This is a genomic window from Azospirillum sp. ST 5-10, assembly GCF_051225715.1.
Classification (GTDB): domain Bacteria; phylum Pseudomonadota; class Alphaproteobacteria; order Azospirillales; family Azospirillaceae; genus Azospirillum.
On the sequence record NZ_JBPJSP010000003.1, the window covers coordinates 336,267 to 356,987 of the forward strand.

Sequence of the window (20,721 nt, forward strand, 5' to 3'; positions counted from 1 at the left end):
CCGAGGGATGTTCGGCGCCACCGGTCGTGGCGCTTCGTTTGGGATTTCTCGTCCGCCGGGGCCGCCCGGCGCGTCAGTGCCGGCCGAGGTCGCCGTCGACGCGGCGCCACAGGCCGAGCGGGTTGCCGTCGCGCAGGGCCTCCGGCAGCAGCTCCGCGGGCACGTCCTGGTAGCAGACCGGGCGCAGGAAGCGGTGGATCGCCAGGGTGCCGACCGACGTCGTCCGGCCGTCCGAGGTCGCCGGGAACGGGCCGCCGTGCACCATGGCCTCGCCCACCTCCACCCCCGTCGGCCAGCCATTGAACAGCACCCGCCCGGCCCGGCGCTCGAGCACCGGCAGCAGCCGGCGTGCCGCCTCCAGGTCGCCGCCGCCCGCGTGAACGGTGGCCGTGAGCTGGCCCTCCAGCCGCTCGGCCACCTCCGCCATGGCCGCCACGTCGGCACAGCGGATCACCAGCGAGGAGGCGCCGAACACCTCCTCCTGCAGCGCCGCATCCGCCAGCACCGCCGCGGCGTCGGTGGCGAACAGCGCCGCCCGGCACTGGTGCGGCCCGGCGCAGGCCTGGCCGCGCGCCACCTCGCGCACCCGCGGGTCGGCGGCGAGGCGCCGCACGCCCTCGTCGTAGGCGGCGTGGATGCCCGGCGTCAGCATGGTCGCCGCCACACCGCCGCCGACCGCCGCCGCCGCGGCCTCAAGGAAGCGCTCCAGGTCCGGCCCGTCGACCGCCAGCACCAGGCCGGGGTTGGTGCAGAACTGCCCGGCCCCCAGGGTCAGCGAGGCGACGAAGGCGGCGCCCAGGTCGGCGGCCCGTTCGGCCAGCGCGCCGGGCAGCAGGAAGATCGGGTTGATGCTGCTCATCTCGGCGTAGACCGGGATCGGCTCGGGCCGCGCCGCCGCCACCTGCATGAGCGCCAGGCCGCCGCGGCGCGAGCCGGTGAAGCCCACCGCCTTGATGCGCGGGTCGGCGACCAGCGCCGCGCCCAGCGCGGTGCCGGCGCCCTGCAGCAGCGAGAACACCCCCTCGGGCAGGCCGCAGGCGGCCACCGCCGCCCGCACGGCGCGGCCGACCAGCTCCGACGTGCCGGGGTGGGCGGGGTGGCCCTTGACCACCACCGGGCAGCCGGCGGCCAGCGCCGAGGCGGTGTCGCCGCCGGCCACCGAGAAGGCCAGCGGGAAGTTGCTGGCGCCGAACACGGCGACCGGGCCGAGGGCGACGTGGCGCAGGCGCAGGTCGGGGCGCGGCAGCGGCGTGCGGCCGGGCAGCGCCGGGTCGATGCGGGCGCCGATCCAGCTCCCCTCGCGCACGGTGCGGGCGAACAGGCGGAGCTGGCCGACGGTGCGGGCGCGCTCGCCCTCGATGCGGGGGCGCGGCAGGCCGCTCTCGGCCACCGCCCGGTCCACCAGCGCGTCGCCGAGGCCGAGGATGCCCTCGGCGACCGCCTCCAGGAAGGCGGCGCGGGCCGCCAGGCCGGTCTCCCGGTAGGCGTCGAAGGCGGCCTGGGCGAGCGCGCAGGCGCCCGCCACCTCGCCCGCGCCGGCGCCGCCGAAGGCCGGCTCCAGCGCCTCCCCGGTCGCCGGGTTCACGGCGCGGAAATCCCCCGCGCCGCCGCGCACCGCCGCGGCCCCGATCAGCATCTCGCCGGTGATGGACACAACGGGTCTCCTTGGACTGCGGATGGAACTGCGGACGTGAGGCTGGGGCGGGGACGGGGGCGGCCGGGTGTGCCGCTCACGCCTCCGGCGGTTCCTGCGCCGCCGCCAGCAGGAGGCAGGCGGCGAGCATGCCGGGATCGTCGTGGCCGACCGACTTCGCGCCGTAGACGCGCGCCCGGCCGAGACGGGATTCGCGGTCCCGGAAGGCGTCGAGGGCGCTCCCGGCCGCCGCGGCCGCCACCGCCAGCGGCGCTCCGGCGCCGGCCTCCGACGCCAGGGCGGCCTGCACCGCCACCACGGAGTCGAGCACGCTCTTGTCGCCCGGCGCAGCGCCGGAGCGTGCGGCGATCGCCTCGACCGCCGCCTGGAGAAGCTGCGCCACCCCGGGGCGGTCCACCGCCTCCCGGCCGCGCGCCGCCTTGGCGGCGGCCATCAGCCCGATGGCGACGACCGACGCCAGGCTCGACCCGCTCGCCTGCGAGCAGGCGCGGCTGCACGCCGCCAGCACCAGGCCGACGTCCGCCGGCGGTTCGGCGACGGCGGCGTGCATCGCCTCGACGATCCGCGCCACCGTCATGCCGGTGTCGCCGTCGCCGAGCCGGGAGTCGGCCGCGTTGAGACGGTCCCGGACCTCGGCCGCGCGCGCGTTCATGCCGGCGAGAGCCCGGGCGAGCGTGGAACTCGTCAGCATCGTCTCAGCTCCGCCAGAACGGGCAGTCGGTCGGCGCGGCGAGCAGCCGCTCCAGCTCGTCGTCGCAGTGCAGCAGCGAGATCGAGCAGCCCGCCATCTCCATCGAGGTGACGTAGTGCCCGACGTGGCTCCGCGCGATCGCCAGCCCGGCCCCCTCGAGGCGGCTCCGCACGCGGCGATGGACGATCAGCAGCTCCTCCAGCGGCGTCGCCCCGAGGCTGTTGACCAGCACGGCGACGCGGCCCCCGGCGGCGGCCGGCGCGTCGTTCAGCAGGTGCTCCAGCATGGCGTCGGTCACCGCGTCGGCCGGCTCCAGGGCGCGGCGGTCGATGCCGGGCTCGCCGTGGATGCCCATGCCGATCTCCATCTCGTCCGGCCCGAGGGCGAAGCCGGGGGCGGCGGCGCCGGGGATGCGGCAAGCCCCCAGCGCCACGCCGATCGAGCGGGTGCGCGACGCCGCGGCCTCGGCCACCCGCGCCACCTCGTCCAGCGGCGCGCCGGACTCCGCCATGGCGCCGGCCGCCTTGAAGGCGAACACCATGCCGGCGATGCCGCGCCGCTTGTGCGCCTCGGCGGCGGGGGCGCTGGCCACGTCGTCGGCGACGATCACCGTCCGGGTGGCGACGCCGTCGAACTCGACCTCGTCGCAGGCGAGGCCGAAGCTCATGCGGTCGCCGCCGTAGTTGCCGAGCACGCACACCACGCCGGCGCCGCCGTCGGCGACCCGGATGGTGTCGGCGCAGACGTCGGCCGGCGGCCCGGCGAACACCTCGCCGACGGCGCACGCGGTCAGCAGGCCGGAACCGACGTAGCCGGCGAAGACGGGGAGGTGGCCGAAGCCGCCGCCGGTCACCACCCCGACCTTGCCGGGCCCGGCGCCGGCGCGCCGCACGACGACGCGGCCCTGGCGCCCGGCGCGGGCGAAGGTCGGAAAGGCGGAGCACAGCCCGTCGAGCGAATCGTCGACGTAGCGCGAGGGATCGTTGATCAGCTTCTTCATGGTCGTCTTGTCGTCCTGGCGGGCGTGGAGGACGGCGCCGGTCACTTGCCGTAGCCGATGGCGTCGATGACGCGCTCGGTCATGGCCTCGTGCTCCTTCATGAAGGCGACGAGCTCGTCATGGCCGCGCCACTGCGTGCCGAAGCCGCGCTCCTTCATGCCGGCCTGGAAGCGCTCGCTCTCGTAGGCCGCCTTGACCGCCGCCTCGATGGTGGCGACCAGCGCCGCGTCCATGCCGGCCGGTCCGGCCACCGCGCGCCAGGTGCCGCCCTCGTAGGCCTTGCCGACCTGCTCGGCCACCGTCGGCACGTCGGGGTAGCGCTCCAGGCGCTCGCCGCTCATCACGCCGACGCTGCGCACGCGCCCCGCGGCGGCCAGCGCGTCCGTCTCCGGCAGCGAGCACAGCACCACGTCGACGCCGCCCGACACCAGCTCCTGCAGGCCGGCGGCCGACCCCGCCGCCGGGATCAGGCTGATCTTCGAGACGTCGACGCCCTGATCCAGCAGCAGCGACACGAAGGGGATGTCCCAGCTCGCGTTGCAGGTGCCGCCGCAGGAGATCTTCAGGCTGGCGGGATCGGCCTTCAGGGCGGCGACGATCTCCGACACGCTCTTGAAGGGGGCGTCCTTGGCGACGTGGACCGCCGCGGGGTCGGCGTTGAACTGGCCGACCGGCGTGTAGCTGGCGGTCGTGAAGTCGGCCTGGCCGAGCAGCCGGTACTGGGCGAAGGGGGAGAGCTGGCCCAGCGTGTAGCCGTCGGGCTTGGCGTTGACGTAGGTCGTCATGCCGACCACGCCGCCGCCCTGGGCCTGGTTGACCACGCTGAAGGGCTGGCCGGTCCGCTCCTCGAGCTCGCGGGCCAGCAGCCGCATGGTGTAGTCGCTGCCCCCGCCCGCGCCGGCGATGACGATCAGCGTCACCGGCCGCTCCGGCCATTGCGCCTCGGCCGCCGCCGGCGCACCGGCGGCGAGGGCCAGGACGGCAACGCCCCACAGGGCCGCCCGGCGGGGACGCTGGGTCAAACGGCTCATCTTCTCCTCCCCCTTCTTCTCGAGCTTGAAATCCCATACTGCGGGATGAACGAGCGGACCGTCCCACAAAGCGGGAAAGCTGTAAAGCGGATTTTCCGCGGACTGAGCGTCTTGACACCGGCCGTCCGCCAGGATATAGCCCGCATTGTGGGATACATTGAAACCCGCATTGTGGGATAAAACTGGAGATCGCACCCCATGTCCGCAGCCCCGACCGGGATCATCCCCCCGCTCGTCACCCCCTTCACCGCCGACGGCGAGATCGACGAGGCCGCCTACCGCGCCGAAGTCCGCTTCATGCTGAGCAAGGGGGTTCACGGCCTCTGCGTGGGCGGCAGCACCGGCGAGGGGCACACCCTGTCCACCGAGGAGCTCGTCCGTCTCGTCGCCGTGTGCATCGAGGAGGTGAAGGGCGCCGTTCCGGTGGTGGCCGGCATCATCGTCAACAGCACCCGCGACGCGGTCGCCAAGGCCCGGGCGATGGCGCACCTGCCGGTCGCCGCCCTGCAGGTCACGCCCGTCCACTACGTGTTCAAGCCCGACGAGGACGCCACCTACGCCCACTTCGAGGCACTGGCGGCGGCCACGACGACGCCGATCATCATCTACAACGTGGTGCCCTGGAACTACCTGCCGCCGCCGCTGCTGATCCGCATCATGAAGGGGATCGACGGCGTCGTCGGCGTCAAGCAGAGCGCCGGCGACCTCAAGCTGATGGCCGATCTGCTGAACGCCGAGCTTCCGGGCAAGTCCGTCTACACCGCGGTCGACGCGCTGCTCTACCCGTCCTTCGCGCTCGGCGCGCACGGCACCATCGCCGCCAACCCGGCGGCGGTCCCCGGCGTCACGGTGGCCTTGTGGAACGCGGTCCAGGCCGGCGACCACACGCGCGCGCTCGCCATCCACAAGGCGCTGCTGGCGTTCTGGAACACCATCAACGGCGACAACCTGCCGGCCTGCGTCAAGCACGCGCTGAGCCAGCAGGGCTGCCCCGGCGGCCTGCCGCGGGCGCCGATGCCGGCCCCCGACGCGGCGCGCAAGGCGGCGATCGACGCGGCGCTGCGCCGCGTGCTGCAGTACGACACCACCGTCGAGCGTTCCGCCGCGGTGGCGTGATCCACCTTCGTCGCGGTCGGTCCTCCCCGGCGAACCTCCAGGCGGCAAGCGTGCTTGCCGCCTGCCTTTTTTTGCGGCGTTCCCCGGCAGGCGAGCGGAGCCGTGACCCGCGGGCAGCGACGGTGGTAGGATCGGACGGATCGGGACAGAGGAACCAGCCTCTTGCAGACCAAGAACGTGAAATCCGCCGGCAAGCTGCTTGCCGTGCTCGACTGCTTTTCGATCCTCGACCGCCGCCTTTCGGTCACCGAGATCGCGCGCCGCACCAAGCTGCCGCGCAGCACGGCGCACCGCCTCATCCTGGCGCTCAAGGAGATCGGCTTCCTCGAACAGGACCGCTCGCGGGACGAGTACCGCCTCGGCATGAAGCTGTTCGAGCTCGGCTCGATCGTGCTGTCCAACATGGATCTGCAGCGCGAGGCGCGGCCCTTCGTGGAGGCGCTGGCGAGCCTGACGCGCGAGGCGGTCCATCTCTGCATCTTCGACGGCTCGCGCATGGTGTTCGTCGAGAAGACGACCGGCGGCCGGACGGGCCAGAACAACGCCACCATCACCATGGAGACGACGGCCTGCCACTGCACCGGCGTCGGCAAGGCGGCGCTCGCCTTCCAGCCCGAGGCGGTGATCGAGCGGGTGATCGGCCTCGGCCTGCCGGCCTTCACCGGCAACACCATCACCGATCCGGCGCGCCTCAAGACGGAGCTCGCGGACACCCGCGCCCGCGGCTACGCCCTCGACTTCGGCGAGATCGAGCTCAACCGCAACTGCGTCGCCGCCCCCATCCGCAACACCGGCGGCCAGGTCTTCGCGGCGATCTCCGTCAGCGGGCCGGCGACGCGCCTGCGCGCCGCGCAGCTGGAGCAGATCGCCCCGATCATCGTCAGCCACGCCGATTCCATTTCCCAGCGCCTCGGCTTCAGGGCGGGCGCGGCGGACGCCGCGGCGGCGCCGAGCGGCGACGGCGACGCGCCGCTCGACGCCCGCAAGATCGCCTGAGCAAGCTTCCCCGGGCAAGATCCCCCGACGGCGGCGGCCGGACGCGCCGGCACGGGAACGCCCCCGCCCGGGCGCGGCCGGGCGGGGGCGTTCGTCCGTGGCGCCGGGGTCAGCGCAGCGCCGGCTCCCCGTCCGGGCGCCGCGACGGCAGGAGCCGCAGCCCCATGATGACCAGCCAGGCCAGGATGGTCAGCGCGCCGATGGTGCCGCCGACCGGGCGGTCGAAGAAGATGGCGAGGTCGCCGTTCGACTTCAGCATGGTGGTCATGAAGGTCTGCTCGATCAGCGGTCCGAGGATCAGGCCGAGAATGGCCGGCGCCACCGGCACGCCGTTGGCCTCCATGAGGTAGCCGAGGACGCCGACCGCCCCGACGATGCCGACGGCGAACAGCGTGTTCTCCACCGAGAACGCGCCGAGGATGCAGAACATCAGGATCAGCGGCGAGACGTAGGCGGCCGGCAGACGCAGGATCACCCCGAAGGCGCGGATGCTCAGGATGCCGAGCGGCACCATCAGGATGTTGGCGATGAAGAAGATCGCGAACACCGTGTAGATGACGCCGGGGTTGTTGAGGAACAGCGTCGGCCCGGGGGCGATGCCCTTGAGGAACATGACGCTGATGACGATCGCCGTGATGGCGTCGCCGGGAATGCCGAACACCGTGGCGGGGATGTAGGCGCCGCCCAGGCTGGCGTTGTTGGCCGCGCTGGCCGAGACGATGCGCTCGACGGCCCCGTCGCGGTCGTCGGCGCGGCCGCTCCGCGAGGCGCGCCGCGCGATGGCGTAGGAGATCCAGGCGGCGATGTCGGAGCCCGCTCCGGGCAGCGCCCCGACCAGCGTGCCGATGCCGCTGCCCCGCAGCACCCCCAGCCGGTGCCGCCACAGGTGCGGGACGGTGCTGCGGGTGATCGGCCCGATCGTCGAGGGGGCCGGATCGGCGTGGGGATCGGCCAGCGCGCCGCGCAGCAGCTCGGAGATCGCGAACATGCCGATCAGCACCGGGATGAGGCCGAGCCCGCCCAGCAGGTTGGTGATGCCGAAGGTGAAGCGCGGCGCGCCCGACACCGGGTCCATGCCGACCATGGCGAACGCCAGGCCGAGCAGCAGCGACGCCAGCCCCTTGAGGAGCGACGGGCCGGCGACGAAGGTGGCGCAGCTCAGGCCGAGCACCGCCAGCCAGAAATACTCCACGCTGCTGAAGGACAGCGCGATGTCAGCCAGCCAGGGGGCGGCCAGCACCAGGACGGCGGCGCTGATCAGGCCGCCCAGGGCCGACGCGAACAGGCCCGCCCCCAGGGCGAGCGCCGCGTCGCCGGAGCGGGTGAGGCCGTAGGCGTCGTCGGTGTAGGCCGCCGACGCCGGGGTGCCGGGCATCCGCATCAGGGCGCCGGGAATGTCGCCGGCGAAGATCGCCATGGCCGACGCGGTGATGATCGAGGCCACCGCCGGGATCGGCTCCATGAAGATGACGATCGGCACCAGCAGCGCCGACGCCATCAGCGCGGTCAGCCCCGGAATGGCGCCGAGCACCAGGCCGTACAGCGCCGCCCCGGCGATGACGAGGAAGAGGTTGAGGTCGGCCAGCCGGCCGATCACGTCCTGGACGATCACCATATCAGCCATCCCGACACGCTCTGGAGGGGCCCCCACGGCAGGGGCACGTGGAGGACCGAGGCGAAGACGACGGTCAGCGCGGCGGCCGACGCCACGCCGACCGCCAGGGCGGCCGGCGGCCGCATGCCGGCGACGACGAACAGGGCGAGCAGGATCAGCGTCGCCGTCAGCAGGAAGCCCAGCGCGTCGACCAGCAGGACGTAGGCGGCGATGGCGGCGAGCAGCGCCGCGAAGCGCCACCGCCCGCGCGGGTTGGCCGCCCAGTCCGGCCATTGCCACAGCGGCGCCGTGCGCACCGTCCTGAGCGCGGTCAGGACGATGCCGCCGCCGACGAGCATCATGGCGGTGCCGATCAGCGACGGAACGAACCCGGGGCCGTATGCGAGATGGCGCGGCGGCGTCAGCGTCGCGGCGTAGGCGGCGACGAAGGCGCCGGCCGCGAGGAAGAAAAGGCCGACGAAGACGTCGTGGACTTTCATGAAGGGCACTCGTTCTGGGCATCGGCCGCGCGCGGCGGCCGACGCGGTTTTGCCGTGGCGCAGGCGCGTCCGGGCCGGCTCACTTGCCGTAGCCGAGCGCCTTCATGACGCGGTCGGTGTCCGTCTCGTGCTGGCGCATGAGCGCGTCGAGCCGTGCGCCGTCCAGCCATTTCACGCCGAAGTTCGCCTTGCGCATCGCCTCGCGGAAGCCGTCGCTGGCCACCGCCTTGCGGATCGCCTCCTCCCAGGCCGCCCGGGCGTCGTCGGGCAGGCCGGCCGGGCCGCCGATGGCGCGCCACGTGCCGCCGTCGATCGTCCTGCCGATGGCCTCCGTCGTCGTCGGCACGTCCTCGAATCCCGGCACCGGCGTCGGGCTGAGCACCGCCAGCGGGCGCACGCGCCCGGCCTTGATGAGCGCCGCCGCCTCCGGCAGCGAGGCGGTCTGGAAGTCGACGCCGCCGGACGCCAGCTCGGTCAGCCCGGTCGCCGCGCCCTGGCCGGGAATCCACGCCACCTTGTCCACGGCGATGCCGTAGTCGAGCATCATGCCGGCGACCGGAACGTCCCAGACGCTGCCGCAGCCGCCGCTGCAATGGACCTTGTAGCGGCCGGGATCCGCCTTGACCGCGTCGAGCGCCGACGCGAGGTCGCGGAAGGGCGAGTCGGCACCGACCAGGAGGGCGGAGGAATCGCCGTTGAAGTTGGCGATCGGCGTGAAGTCCTGGCGGGTGAAGTCCGCCAGCCCCATCGCCTTGTAGCCGGCGTAGGGGAACAGCAGGCCGACCGTGTAGCCGTCCGGCTCGGCGCGGCGGATGGACGTCAGGCCGACCACCCCGCCGCCCTGGCCCTGGTTGACGATGGTGACGGGCTGGCCGAACGCCTTCTCCACCTCGCGGGCGAGGATGCGCGTCGTGGTGTCGCCGCCGCCGCCGGCGGCGGCCGGGACGATGATCGTCAGCGGCCGCTCCGGGAACGCCGCGTCCGCCGCGGCCGGCGCCAGCAGCAGGCCCGCAAGGGTGGCCAGGATCGTCGATCGGATGGGCATGGTTTCCTCCGCCTTTTCAGCTTTCCCGACATTGGACTATCGGCTGCGCGCCGAAATGTCAATCCCACGATGCGGTCGCGTTTGGCGCACGAATGGCGGCTCTACCGACATGAAGCAAGTCAATTCAATCCCGCATTGTGGTACAGAACGCCGAACGGAGGGGATCGGGCACGACGCGAGGCCGGCCGCCCGCGGACGGGCGGCCGGCCGGCGGATCACGCCGGGTGTCGGACCCAGCGGCGGTAGAGGGCGCCGGTGGAGACGCCGAGGCACAGCCAGAACAGCAGGCTGGTGACGGTCGCGGTGACGATGAAGCGGTGGACGAGCGCCGCCGGCGCCACGGTCGCATGCTCCGCCGGCTGCGGGGCGCCGACCAGGTGGGGCAGGACGATCGCCGCCACGGCGACGGCCGCCCACAGGGGGCGGCGGGCGAAGGCCAGCAGCCACAGGCCGCCACCGGTCAGGAGGGCGGTGGCGCACCACCAGACCTGACGGTCGAGGAGCGGCGCGGCCGCGGTGCCGGGCACCTCGGGCGGCAGGCCGAGCCCCGGGGCGAGCGTGAAGGTGGCGAAGCCGGCGAGGCCCCAGAACGCGCCGCTGCGCCAGGTCACGGCGCCGCCGGCGACGGCATAGCCCGCCACCAGGAGCAGGGCGAAGGCGACGCCGGTCAGGACGTTGGCCAGACCGGTGAACGCCGTCCGCTCGACGCCGTCCGCCGGTTCCCAGGCCTCGCCGCCGTGGTCGTGCGCGGGGGCCCCGGCGGCGTGCTCGTGGGCGGCGGGCCCGGCCGCCTCGGCCGCCGCTTCGAAGGTTTCGGCTTCCAGGATGATGGGAACCGCGCCGACCTGGTGGGCCGCCGTGACCAGCAGGCCGGACAGGACGCCGGCGCACAGCGCCACGAAGAAGAGCTTTCGGAACTGGCTCATGACCGGCTCCTCAATGGCAGGGGAACGCGTTGGCGTGACGCGTGTCGTGGGCCGCGTTGTGGACCGCGTCGATGTGCGAGAACCCCACGCCCCACAGCAGGAGCAGCCCGAGACCGGCCGCCGCCGCCGCGGGAAGGAGGGCGCCGCGCCCGGCCGCTGAAGCATGGGTCGCCGAAGCGTGGGCCGCCGAAGCGTGCGGTGCCGTGCCGGGAATGGATTGGGTCTGCATGGAAGTCGCCTCCGTCAGAATGGATCAGGACGAAGACGGGAAACCCGTGCGGATCGGTGGCGTCCGGCTCGCGGTGCGTCGCGTGACGCGGTGCCGCCGGCGCGCCCTGTCGATCACCGCCGTTGGGACACCCCGCCCTGCGTGCCGGTTCGAACAAACGATGGCAGGTCTCCTGGCTCGCGGGTCGCCGCCGGTCGCCGACCTTCCCGGTTGCCCAGTGGTCGTGATGTGGCGACAGGCTCACCGCTCACAGTTGCGGGGGCAGCCACGGACTTGGCCCCTCGCGCTCGGGCCGCACCGTGTTCCCTATTAATCCCCTGGCCAGACGGCGTCGGGGAACCATCGCCGCCGACTGTAAGCGTGGCCGCGGAGCGCGTCAACGCGCGACGGACGGGGCGTTGCCGGTGCCTGCCGGGCCGCCGCCGCGCCCGGCTACAGCGTCCCGCGCCGTTCGCGCAGCTCCGCCGGGACGGCGTTGCGCCGCGGGTGCCACAGGCCGCGCTCCCGCGCCTCGTCCAGCCGGTCGAGGATGTGGCGGGCGGCCGCCGGGTTGGCCTCGGCGAGGAAGCGCCACACCGCGGGGTCGGCGACGTAGGCGCCGTGCAGCAGGTCGAAATGGTGGTCGCGCACCGCCCGCGTCGTCGCCGCGAAGGCGAACAGGGTGTCCACGGTCACCGCCATCTCGGCGGCGCCGCGGTGGCCGTGGCGCATCATGCCGGCGATCCAGCGCGGGTTGGCGGCGCGGCCGCGCAGGGTGCGGGCGATCTCCTCGCCCAGGGTGCGCACGGCGACCCGCTCCGGCTCGGCGCTGTCGAGGTGGTAGAGCGCGGGGTCGGCGCCGTCGAGCGCGGCCGCCGCCGCGAAGCCGCCCTCGAACTGGTAGTAGTCGTCCTGCGACAGCACGTCGTTCTCGCGCTGGTCCTGGTGGTGGACGAGGGCGTCGGCGGCGCCGACCCGGCGGCGGAACAGGCCCGGCAGGGCCACGCCGTCGAGCCCGGGACCGTAGGCGTGGCAGCCGCCCTCCAGGTAGGCCGTGCCGAAGGAGGCGCGGTCGCTCCAGTCGCCCCGCGCGACCATGTCCGACAGCGCGGTGCCGTAGCCGCCGGGCGGCGCGCCGAAGACCCGCGCGGTGGCCCGGCGCCGGGCCGTGCCGGCGTCCAGCCCGGCGGTCGCGAGGTCGGCCGCGTCGCGCCGCGCCGCGGCGGCCAGCGGGTTGACGTCGTCCCCTTCGTCGAGGGCGGCGACGGCGCGGACCGCCTGGTCGAACAGGGCGATCTGCTGCGGGAAGACGTCGCGGAACAGGCCGGAGATGCGCAGGGTGACGTCGACCCGCGGGCGGCCCAGCACCCCGGCCGGCATGGTCTCGAAGCCGGTGACGCGGCCCGATCCGCCCTCCCACACCGGGCGCACGCCCAGCAGCGCCAGCGCCTGCGCCAGCTCGTCGCCGCCGGTGCGCAGGGCGGGCGTGCCCCAGCAGTCCACCACCAGCCGCCGCGGCCAGTCGCCCTGGTCCTGCAGGTGGCGGGCGAGCAGGGCGCCGGCCGCCTGCCAGCCCAGCGTCCAGGCGGCCGGCGTCGGCACGGCGCGGGGGTCGAGGGCGAACAGGTTGCGGCCGGTCGGCAGGGTGTCGGCGCGCCCGCGCGCCGGCGACCCGCCGGGGCCGGGCCGCACGAAGCGGCCGTCCAGCCCGTCGAGCAGCGCCGCCATCTCGGCCGGGCCGCAGGCGTCGACGGCGGGGGCGAGCTCGCCGGCCAGGGCGGCGAGGACGGCCGCCGTGCCGGTCCAGTCCGGCGGGCAGGGGCGGGCGCCGGCGACCAGCCCGGCGGCGATGCCGTCGAGCGCGGCCCGCACGTCGCCGACCGTGCGGCTGCGCGCGCCGGGAACCGGCGGGCCGTCCCAGCGCGCGCCGGGATCGGCCGTGAACAGGGTCTGCGTCGGCAGGCCGAGGTCGCCGGCCAGGGCCCGCGGCAGCGCGGCGTCGCCGCCCTCGCCGCGCCGGCGCGGGAAGCGGGCGACCGAGGCCAGCAGGCGGGCCCGCGCCGCCGCCGGCGGCGTCGCGCCGAACACGTGCAGGCCGTCGCGGATCTGCATCTCCTTGACGTCGCAGAGATGGGCGTCGAGCCGGCTGAGCACCGTGTCGGCGTCGTCGTCCGGCCGCAGGCGGCAGTCGGCGGCGACGCCGGAGCGCCAGGCGAGGTCGAGGATGGTCTCGCGCAGCACCCCCAGGCGGCGCGGGTCGAGCCCGTCGGCCTGGGCGTACTCGTCGACCGCCTGCTCCAGCTCGGCCAGCGGGCCGTACAGCCCGGCCTGGACGGGCGGCGGCGTCAGGTGGCCGATCAGGACGGCGCCGCCGCGGCGGCGCGCCTGCACCCCCTCGCCGGGGTTGTTGACGATGAAGGGATAGAGGCAGGGCAGCGGGCCGCCGACGATCTCCGGCCAGCACTCGGCCGACAGGGCGACCGCCTTGCCGGGCAGCCATTCGAGCGTGCCGTGGGCGCCGACCTGGACGAGGGCGTGGACCTCCGCCCCGTGGCGAAGCCAGAGGTAGAAGGCGAGGTACGCGTGGCTGGGCGGCGTCGCCGGGTCGTGGTGCTGGGCCGTGGTGAGCGGGCCGTGGCCGCGGCTCGGCTGCACCGCCACCAGCGCGGCGCCGCACCGCACCAGCCGGAAGCGGAAGGCGCCGGCGGCGGCGAGCGGGTCGGCCTCCTCCGCTCCCCAGGCGGCGGCGATGCGCGCCCGCACCGCGGCCGGGGCCAGCCGCCGGTAGTCGACGAGGCTCAGCGCCGCGGCGGGCGGCGCCCCGGTGAGCGCGCGCATCAGCGACGCGCCGTCCGCCGGGACGGCGTCGACGGCGTAGCCCGCCCCCGCCAGCGCGCCGAGGATGGCGAGCACGCTCTCCGGCGTGTCGAGGCCGACCGCCCGGCCGACACCGCCGCCGCCCAGGCCGCCGCTGGGATAGTCGGAGAGGACCAGCGCCACCCGCCGTTCCGCGCGCGGCGTCCGTCCCAGGCGCACCCAGGCGGCGGCGCGGTCGGCCGCCGCGGCGACGCGGTCCGCCACCGGGCGGCTGGCGATCTCGGCGTACTGCAGCGCCGGGTCCGCGGTCCGCGGGGCCTTGAAGGCGACGGCGCCGGCGAGGATGCGGCCGTCCATCTCCGGCAGCACGACGTTCATGGCGAGGTCGGCCGGGCCGAGGCCGCGGGAGGAGGCGCGCCACGCCTCCTCGCCGCCGGTGGACAGCACCACCTGCAGGACGGGCACCCCGGCGGCGTCGAGAGGCGAGCCGTCCTGCTCCGGCAGCCGGGCCGAGAAGCCGGTGGCGTTCACCACCACCGCCGGCGCCAGCGCCCGCAGGGTGCGGCGCATCCAGGCGGCGGCGTCCGGCTCCTTCAGGCTGGACACGTGGAAGAGACGGGGGGCCAGGCCGCGCGCGGCGAGCGCGTCGGCCAGGGCGTGCAGGGGGGCGAGGTCGCCGGCCTGGAGATAGGCCCGGTAGCACACCAGCGCCGCCGCCGGCGCCGCCGCGTCGACGGCGCCGCGCCAGCCGTCGTAGGCGCCGAAGCGCGGCACCGGCGCCGGCTCCGCGAAGGCCAGCGGGCGGCCGGCCAGGGTGGCGGCGCAGGCCAGCAGGCCGGCCATGTTGGCCGGCCCGCCCTCGGCGAAGTAGCGGTGGAGGCGCCGGGACTCGGCGGCGGGCAGGGTGCCGTAGCCCTCCAGGCCGGGGTCGGGCCGGGCGTCGCCGGGCAGCACGGCCAGCGGCACCCCGGCCTCGCGGCAGGCGGCGGCGACCGCCTCCAGGCCGTAGCGCCAGTAGCCGGCGCCGCCCATCAGGCGCAGCACCACCAGCCGGGCCGCGCGGATCACCCGGTCGACGTAGAGGTCGACCGACAGGGGATGGCCGAGCTCCCCCAGGTTGGCGAGGCGCAGCGAGGGCAGCCGGTCGCGCCCGGCGGTCCAGGCCGCGGCCAGGGCGCCGAGGTCGCTGTCGGAGAACGAGAGGACCACCAGGTCCGCCGGCGCGTGGCCGAGATCGACGGCCTGCGGCCCGGCGTCCAGGTCCTCCTGGCGCGCGGCGAGCAGATGCATGGCTCAGCCGGCGGCGCTGGCGGGGGGGTTCGGGACGGCCGGGGGAACGGCCGGGGGAACGGCCGACGGATCGGCGGCGGGCGGCATCGCGGGCTCCTTGTCTCCGCCACACCCGGCGGGCTGGATCGATCGGCGATGGCAGGTTTCCTGGCTCGCGGGTCGTCGCCCGCCCTCCGGCCTTCCCGGCCGCTTCCGGCCAGTGGCGTCGTCGAGAGGGGGGCTCGCCGCTCACAGTTGCGGGGGCAGCCGCGGATTCGGTCGGGCCGACCTCACCGCGTTCCCTGTTCCTCCGGACCGGCCGGTCCGCAGGCACCATCGCCGCCATCTATGCCGCACCCCCGGCGAATTGCAAGCGCGCCGGCGCCGCCCTCCTCAGGGCGGCGGATCGCCGTCCCCGCCGCCGCCGCTTGCGGCGGGCGATGCCGCGCCGGGACCCGGGGAGCGCCGCAGCCGCACGGTGTAGGTGAAACGGTCCGCCGGCAGCACGCTGATGGCGATCTCGATCACCCGCTCCTGCGGGTCCAGGTAGCGCCTGGTCAGCTCCAGGCCCCGCGCCCCCGGCTCGACGCCGAGATGGGCGGCGACGGCGGCGGGCACGCCGACCGCCCGGATCTCCTGCCGGATCTCCTCGACGCAGACGCCGAAGCGCTCCTCGATCAGGTCGCAGACCAGCCCGGGATAGCGCCGGACGACCCGGCGGATGTCGGCGTAGGCGCTGTCGACGTACACGTCGGTCCAGCAGACCGCCAGGTCGGTCGCCGGCTCCAGGCGGCGCTGCGCGATGTGCAGCCAATGACGGCCGGGGCGCCCGTCCAGGCGGGCCGCCAGCGCCTCGTCGGCCACCACGTCCTCGATCCGCTCGACGGCGCGCCTCGCGTCGCCGGCGAACTGCATGATGTCGTCGATGGGGGTCACCGTCTGCCGGAAATGGGTGCCGGCGCGCACCGCCTCCACCCGGGTGCCGAGACCGCGGTGGCGGGACACGAGGCCCAGTTCCTCGAGATGGTCGAGGGCCGCCCGCACCGTCGCCCGGCTGACCCCGTGCTGCTGCGCCAGCTCCACCTCGCCGGGCAGCAGCGAGCCGACCGGCCACTGGCCGGAGCGGATGGCCTGAACCAGCACCTGGGCTAGCGCCGCATACCGAGTCTTCATCCCAACACCCCGCCATCGCCGGTCCACGCCATGGAAAACATGCTTGACAAGCCCATCATACGTCCCCCTAATTGTCCGAACAAGTGAAGTTGTACGGACAACTGGCGGCGCCGGGGCCGGAGCCGCCCACCGGGAGGGAAGAGATGTCCGGAAGCCACTCCGACACCGCTGCGCACGAGGCGGCCGACAGCGCCGACCGTTTCGATTTCGGTGCGCGCGTGCGCGATCTCGCGGTCTGGCAGCGGGTCGGGCTGTTCTGGTGCGCCATCGCCTACACCGTGTTCCACCTGGTGGTGCTGAACTTCGTAGCACTCGACGAATGGCTGTTCCGGGCCGTCCATGTCAACGCCGGCGCCGGCATCGCCTTCCTGCTCTACGCCACCTGGAGCGGCGAACGCCGCCGCGGCATCCCGGCGCGGGACGGGCTGGCGGCGCTGGCGGCGCTGGGCTGCACCGCCTACATCGCGGTCGAGCTCGACGCGCTGATCATGCGCACCGGCGTGATCACCACGCCGGCCGACTTCGCGGTCGGCTTCGTCGGCACCCTGCTGACGATCGAGTTCGCGCGGCGCACCGCCGGGCTGGTGCTGCCGCTCCTGGCGGCGGTCTTCATCGCCTACGCCTTCGCCGGCCCCGTCATGCCCGGGGTGCTCCATCACAGGGGCTTCGAGGCCAGCCATTTCTTCTCCTTCATCTACAGCCAGGAAGGGATCTTCGGCATCACCACGGCGGCGTCCTCGCAGTACATCGTGCTGTTCGTCGCCTTCGCGGTGTTCCTGCAGCTGTCCGGGGCCGGCGCCTACTTCATGGACCTGTCCTTCGCCCTGTTCGGCTGGATGCGCGGCGGGCCGGCGAAGGTGGCCGTCGTCTCCGGCGTCCTGTTCGGGACCGTCAGCGGCAGTTCGGTGGCCAACGTGGTCGCCAGCGGCGCCTTCACCATCCCGATGATGCGGCGGGTCGGCTATCCCCGCGCCTCGGCCGCGGCGATCGAGGCCACCTCGTCGACCGGCGGCCAGATCACGCCGCCGATCATGGGGGCCGGCGCCTTCATCATGGCCGAGGTCACCGGCATCCCCTACGCCGACATCGCGCTCGCCGCGGTCCTTCCCTGCCTGCTGTTCTACGTCGCCAACTTCGCCCATGTCGACCTGGAGGCGCTGCGCCACGGCATCCGCGGCCTGCCGCGCGCCGAGCTGCCGGCGTTGCGGCCGCTGCTGCGCCGGACGCTGCTGCTGTTCCCGCTGGCGGTCCTCCTGGTCCTGCTGGTCGCCGGCTACTCGGTGGTGGCGGCCGGCACCTGGGGCATCGCCGCGTCCGTCCTGGTGATGCTGCTGTCGCGCCTGGACCTGCACCCGAACCTCCTGGCGGCCCCGCTCGCCCTCCTCGCCGCCCTGTGCGCCGCCGGCCTGCCGGTCAACGCGGTGGCAGGGCTGTCGCTCGGCGGCGGCGCGGCGCTGCTGCTCGGCGCGGCGGCGGCGCGGGCCGGCACGGCGGCGCTCGGGCCGGCCCTGCGCGGGATGGCCGGCGACGTGCTCGACGCGCTCGACCGCACGGCCCGGCAGTCCTTCCAACTCGTCGCCGTGTGCGCCTGCGCCGGCATCATCGTCGGCGTGCTCGGGCTGACCGGCCTGGGCGGACGCTTCTCCGCCCTGATCCTGGCGGTCGCCGGCGACAGCCAGCTGCTGGCGCTCGCCTTCGCCATGGTCATCGCCCTCGTCCTCGGCATGGGGATGCCGACGACCGCCGCCTACGCCATCGCCGCGTCGGTGGTGGCACCGGGGCTGCAGCGTGTCGGCGTCGACCCCCTGGCGGCGCACATGTTCATCTTCTACTTCGCCGTCATCTCCGCGATCACCCCGCCGGTGGCGCTCGCCTCCTTCGCCGCGGCGGCCCTGGCGCAGAGCAATCCGTGGGTGACCGCCTTCCGCTCGGTGCGCTACGGGCTGGCGGCGTTCATCGTGCCGTTCCTGTTCTTCTACCATCCCGAGATCCTGTTCCGGGGCGACGGCCTCGCCATCCTGCAGGTCGGCCTGACCGCCACCTTGGGCGTGCTGCTGCTGGCCTTCGCCAGCGAAGGCTGGCTGTTCGGCGTCCTCGGGCCGCTGCCGCGCGTCCTGCTGGCGGCGGCCGCCTTCCTGCTCATCGACGGCGGCGCCGTCACCGACGCGGCGGGCTTCGGCCTCGCCGGCCTGATGGTCCTGTGGCGCCTCGCCACGCGGCCGGCGCGGGCGGTGCAGACCCGGGGCTGAGCGCCGGCGGCGGCCGGCCGGCAGGGCCTTTCCCGACCACGACACACACCAGAGGAGACGACGCTATGCGACACGCAGGACTGGTCCTTTCCACCGTTCTGGCCGCCCTGGCGGCCGGCGGCGCCGCGGCGGCCGAGGGGCGCGACGGCTGGCCGCAATCCCTGACCATCGCCACCGCCTCCCCCGGCGGGCCGTTCGCGATCTACGGCCAGGGCGTCGCCTCGCTGATCAGCGACGTCGTCCAGGTGCCGACCTCGACCCAGCAGACGCAGGGGCCGAACCAGAACATGCTGCTGGTCGACGCCCGCCGCACCGACTTCGGCATGACGACCATGGGGCCGGCCCACGAGGCCTGGAACGGCAAGCTCGAGCTGAACCCCGGCGTCGAGCACCGCAACGTGCGCGCGCTGTTCCCGATGTACCAGACGCCGTTCCAGGCGATCGCCCTGGCGCGTTCGGGCATCGCCGGCCTGAAGGACCTCGACGGCAAGGTGGTCGGGGTCGGCCCCAAGGCGGGGACGGGCGGCACCTACTGGCCGCGCTGGTTCGAGGCGGTCGGCATCGACGTGACCGAGCGCAGCGGTCCCATCGGCGACCAGGGCTCGCAGCTCGGCGACGGTCGCCTCGACGCCATCGTCACCGCCGGCGGCGCGCCGCACCCCACCTTCGTCGAGCTGGAGGCGCAGAACGACGTCGTCGTCTTCTCCCTCGGCACGGAGGAGATCGCCAAGATCCTGCCGACCAGCGACTATCTCAGCCCCTACGAGATCCCGGCCGGCACCTACAAGTCCCTGGCCAAGCCCCTGCCGACCGTGGCGATGTGGAACTTCTTCATCGCCCACAAGGACCTGCCCGAGGACCTGGTGTACGAGGTGGTGAAGGCGGTCCACGCCAACCATCCCCGCCTCCTGCAGGTCCACGCCGTGGCGGCGGAGACGCTGCCGGAGAACGTCGCGCACAACAAGTTCATCTGGTTCCATCCGGGTGCCGTCCGCTACTACCGCGAGCAGGGGATCGACATCCCCGCGGCCCTGCTGCCGCCCGACATGAAGAGCTGAGCGGGCAGCCGCGCCATGGCCATCAGCCTCGTCGATTCCCACCTGTTCCGAAGCCTGTTCGGGACCGACGCCATGCGCTCGGTCTTCTCCGAGGACGCGCTGATCGCCCGCTTCGTCGAGGTCGAGGTGGCGCTCGCCCGCGCCCAGGCGCGGCTGGGCGTCATCCCGGCCGCGGCGGCGGCGGCCATCGCCGAACGGGCCCGGCCCGAGGCCCTCGACCGGACGGAGCTGGCGCGCGAGACCGGCGTCGTCGGCTACCCGATCCTGCCCCTCGTCCACCAGCTGTCGGCGCTGTGCGGGGAGGCCGGGCACTACCTCCACTGGGGCGCCACCACCCAGGACGTCATGGACACCGCCGTCGTCCTGCAGGTGCGCGACGCCCTGCACCTGATCGAGGCCGACCTCGAGCGGGTCCGCGCCGCCCTGGCCGGGCTGGCCCGGCGCTACCGCGACACGCCGATGGCCGGGCGCAGCCATCTCCAGCAGGCGCTGCCGGTCACCTTCGGCTACAAGGCGGCGGTGTGGCTGTCGGCGCTCGACCGCCACGCCGACCGGCTGGCCGAGCTGCGGCCGCGCGTGCTGGTCGGGCAGTTCGGCGGGGCGGTCGGCACGCTGGCGTCGCTGGGGGCGGACGGGGTCGCCGTCCACCGTGCGCTGATGCTGGAGCTGGGGCTGGGGGAGCCGGCGATCGCCTGGCACGTCGTGCGCGACGGGCCGGCCGAGACGGTCCAGGTGCTGGCGCTGATCGCCGGCTCGCTGGGCAAGATCGCCTGCGACGTGATGCTGCTGATGGGAACGGAGACCGGCGAGGTGTTCGAGCCCTACCTGCCCGGCCGTGGTGCCAGTTCGACCATGCCGCAGAAGCGCAACCCGATCGCCTGCGAGGTCATCCTCGGCGTCGCCAGGATCGTCCGCCAGCACGCCGGCCTGATGCTCGACGCGATGGTCCAGGACCTGGAGCGGGCGACCGGTCCCTGGCCGGCGGAGGCGCTCGCCCTGCCCGAGAGCTTCGCGCTGACGGCCGCCGCCCTGCACCACGCCCGCCTGATGCTGGAGGGGCTGGAGGTGGACGAACGCCGCATGGCGGCCAACCTCGCCCTGACCGACGGGCTGATCGCCGCCGAGGCGGTCATGATGGGGCTGGCCCCGCAGCTCGGCCGCGGCCGCGCCCACGACCTGGTGTACGAGGCCTGCCGCAAGGCCCGTGCCGGGAGGCGCACCCTGCACGCCGTCCTGGCCGAGGATGCGGAGGTCGTGGAGCGGCTCGGTGCGGACCGGCTGGCGCGGCTGACCGATCCCGCCAACTACCTGGGGGCGGCGCGGGAGATGGTGGACCGCCTGCTGGCCGACCGCCCGCGCCCGGCGGCCGGTTCCTGAGCAGAGTGGTGCTGGCT

The 20,721-nt window shown here is 74.5% G+C and carries 16 protein-coding genes and 2 riboswitches; of the genes, 5 read left to right on the plus strand and 11 right to left on the minus strand.

Features of this window, described 5'->3' with window-relative positions; genetic code table 11:
* Positions 1-73: 73 nt before the first annotated feature.
* The 4 genes from ACSBPG_RS05860 to ACSBPG_RS05875 form a co-directional block, all read right to left on the minus strand.
* Positions 74-1,654, minus strand: a complete 1,581-nt coding sequence (locus tag ACSBPG_RS05860; RefSeq protein ID WP_435536187.1) for an aldehyde dehydrogenase (NADP(+)) — start codon at positions 1,652-1,654, stop codon at positions 74-76.
* A gap of 76 nt (positions 1,655-1,730) precedes the next feature.
* Positions 1,731-2,345: a DAK2 domain-containing protein gene (locus tag ACSBPG_RS05865; RefSeq protein WP_435536188.1), complete on the minus strand. Its 615-nt coding sequence runs from the start codon at positions 2,343-2,345 to the stop codon at positions 1,731-1,733.
* Positions 2,346-2,349: 4 nt separating this feature from the next.
* A complete protein-coding gene (locus tag ACSBPG_RS05870) occupies positions 2,350-3,390 on the minus strand; it encodes a dihydroxyacetone kinase subunit DhaK (protein WP_435536189.1) in 1,041 nt (346 codons plus the stop codon).
* Positions 3,387-4,376, minus strand: a complete 990-nt coding sequence (locus ACSBPG_RS05875) for a tripartite tricarboxylate transporter substrate binding protein (protein WP_435536190.1) — start codon at positions 4,374-4,376, stop codon at positions 3,387-3,389. Before ACSBPG_RS05875 ends, ACSBPG_RS05870 begins: the two co-directional genes overlap by 4 nt.
* Positions 4,377-4,574: 198 nt before the next feature.
* On the opposite strand from ACSBPG_RS05875, the gene ACSBPG_RS05880 reads away from it, so the two are divergent.
* A complete protein-coding gene (locus ACSBPG_RS05880; RefSeq protein WP_435536191.1) occupies positions 4,575-5,492 on the plus strand; it encodes a dihydrodipicolinate synthase family protein in 918 nt (305 codons plus the stop codon).
* 162 nt (positions 5,493-5,654) lie between these two features.
* The gene (locus tag ACSBPG_RS05885; RefSeq protein WP_435536192.1) at positions 5,655-6,488 is read left to right on the plus strand and encodes an IclR family transcriptional regulator; all 834 of its coding nucleotides are present in this window, start codon (positions 5,655-5,657) and stop codon (positions 6,486-6,488) included.
* A 109-nt stretch (positions 6,489-6,597) separates the two neighbouring features.
* On the opposite strand, the gene ACSBPG_RS05890 is transcribed toward ACSBPG_RS05885, so the two are convergent.
* From ACSBPG_RS05890 to ACSBPG_RS05920, 7 genes are all read right to left on the minus strand, one after another.
* Positions 6,598-8,103 (minus strand): tripartite tricarboxylate transporter permease, encoded by a 1,506-nt coding sequence (locus tag ACSBPG_RS05890; RefSeq protein ID WP_435536193.1) that lies wholly within the window; start codon positions 8,101-8,103, stop codon positions 6,598-6,600.
* Positions 8,097-8,582, minus strand: a complete 486-nt coding sequence (locus ACSBPG_RS05895; RefSeq protein WP_435536194.1) for a tripartite tricarboxylate transporter TctB family protein — start codon at positions 8,580-8,582, stop codon at positions 8,097-8,099. Before ACSBPG_RS05895 ends, ACSBPG_RS05890 begins: the two co-directional genes overlap by 7 nt.
* A gap of 79 nt (positions 8,583-8,661) precedes the next feature.
* A complete protein-coding gene (locus ACSBPG_RS05900; RefSeq protein WP_435536195.1) occupies positions 8,662-9,627 on the minus strand; it encodes a tripartite tricarboxylate transporter substrate binding protein in 966 nt (321 codons plus the stop codon).
* Between the two features lie 215 nt (positions 9,628-9,842).
* Entirely contained in the window at positions 9,843-10,553 is a 711-nt protein-coding gene (locus ACSBPG_RS05905) for a CbtA family protein (protein WP_435536196.1), read from the minus strand.
* 10 nt (positions 10,554-10,563) lie between these two features.
* On the minus strand, positions 10,564-10,782 hold the full coding sequence (locus tag ACSBPG_RS05910; protein WP_435536197.1) for a CbtB domain-containing protein: 219 nt from the start codon (positions 10,780-10,782) through the stop codon (positions 10,564-10,566).
* 145 nt (positions 10,783-10,927) lie between these two features.
* A riboswitch (cobalamin riboswitch) is annotated at positions 10,928-11,140 on the minus strand.
* 74 nt (positions 11,141-11,214) lie between these two features.
* Positions 11,215-14,868, minus strand: a complete 3,654-nt coding sequence (gene cobN, locus ACSBPG_RS05915; RefSeq protein WP_435536198.1) for a cobaltochelatase subunit CobN — start codon at positions 14,866-14,868, stop codon at positions 11,215-11,217.
* Positions 14,869-14,988: 120 nt separating this feature from the next.
* A riboswitch (cobalamin riboswitch) is annotated at positions 14,989-15,200 on the minus strand.
* 40 nt (positions 15,201-15,240) lie between these two features.
* Positions 15,241-16,020 carry a GntR family transcriptional regulator gene (locus ACSBPG_RS05920; RefSeq protein WP_435536199.1) on the minus strand — a complete coding sequence of 260 codons (780 nt, stop codon included), beginning with the start codon at positions 16,018-16,020 and terminating at the stop codon, positions 15,241-15,243.
* A gap of 143 nt (positions 16,021-16,163) precedes the next feature.
* Between ACSBPG_RS05920 and ACSBPG_RS05925 the strand changes: the two genes are divergently transcribed.
* The 3 genes from ACSBPG_RS05925 (at position 16,164) to ACSBPG_RS05935 (ending at position 20,704) form a co-directional block, all read left to right on the plus strand.
* Entirely contained in the window at positions 16,164-18,269 is a 2,106-nt protein-coding gene (locus ACSBPG_RS05925; protein ID WP_435536200.1) for a TRAP transporter permease, read from the plus strand.
* 65 nt (positions 18,270-18,334) lie between these two features.
* Positions 18,335-19,327, plus strand: a complete 993-nt coding sequence (locus ACSBPG_RS05930) for a TAXI family TRAP transporter solute-binding subunit (RefSeq protein WP_435536201.1) — start codon at positions 18,335-18,337, stop codon at positions 19,325-19,327.
* 15 nt (positions 19,328-19,342) lie between these two features.
* Positions 19,343-20,704 (plus strand): class-II fumarase/aspartase family protein, encoded by a 1,362-nt coding sequence (locus ACSBPG_RS05935; RefSeq protein WP_435536202.1) that lies wholly within the window; start codon positions 19,343-19,345, stop codon positions 20,702-20,704.
* Positions 20,705-20,721 lie beyond the last annotated feature (17 nt).